The following is a 903-nucleotide window of genomic DNA, read 5'->3' as shown; positions in this document are numbered from 1 at the left end:
CGCGCGGTGTGCGGGCACGCACACCAGCAGGACGGTGGCGAGCGCGGGCAGCGCCGTCCGGTGGGAGGCCATCGCCGCCGACAGGCGGGTCCCGCGGGTCCCGGCGGCCGGGACCCGCACGGGAGCCGCGGGCCCGGCGGCGGACTCGGGGGCGGGCCCGGCGGCGGACTCGGGGGCGGGCCCGGCGGCGGACTCGGGGGGCTGTACGGCCGCCCCGGGCCGCACGTCGGCCGCGTCGACCGTGGTGGCCGTCGTCACCTCAGCTGCCCCCGAGCCGGAGGACGGAGCCCGCGGTGCGCAGCAGGATCGAGACGTCCTGCCACAGCGACCAGGTCTCGATGTAGTGGTTGTCGAACCGCGCCCGGTCCTCGATGGAGGTGTCGCCGCGCAGGCCGTGCACCTGGGCCAGCCCGGTGATCCCGGCGGGCATCCGGTGGCGGGCCGCGTAGCCGGGGTGGAGCCGGCTGAACCGCTGCACGAAGTAGGGGCGTTCGGGTCGCGGCCCGACCAGGCTCATGTCGCCGCGCAGTACGTTCCACAGCTGGGGCAGCTCGTCGAGCGAGGTGCGGCGCAGCACATGGCCGACCGTGCTCATCCGGCGGTCGTCGGCGACGTTCCAGCGCGTCGCCGACTCGTGCTCGTCCCGGGGGCGCAGGGTGCGGAACTTCAGGACGGTGAACGGGCGGCCGCCCAGCCCGATCCGCTCCTGGCGGAAGATCACCCCGGGCCCGTCGGCGATCCGGACGGCGAGCGCGCAGGCCAGCAGCACCGGCGCGGCGGCCGCCAGCGCCACGGCGGCGACCGTGACGTCCAGGGCCCGCTTGCCGCGCAGTCCGGCCCGGCCGTGCCGGGGCCGCGGATCCAGGCGGTGGCAGGGGAAGCCCCACAGGTGGCCGGCCGGGC

Annotated in this window: 1 protein-coding gene and 1 pseudogene; both read right to left on the bottom strand. The window is 77.9% G+C overall.

The features are described from left to right. Positions 1-258: pseudogene (locus ACLIYP_RS30620) on the bottom strand (hypothetical protein); the annotation flags it as partial. A 1-nt stretch (position 259) separates the two neighbouring features. Beyond that, positions 260-903: sugar transferase (locus ACLIYP_RS30615; RefSeq protein WP_412716325.1), on the bottom strand; the 644-nt coding region annotated here is incomplete at its 5' end.

The sequence above is a fragment of the Streptomyces nanhaiensis genome, assembly GCF_046614825.1.
Taxonomy (GTDB): Bacteria; Actinomycetota; Actinomycetes; order Streptomycetales; family Streptomycetaceae; genus Streptomyces; species Streptomyces radiopugnans.
Note: the sequence above shows the minus strand (reverse complement) of the source record. Positions and strands in the feature narration are given on the sequence as shown.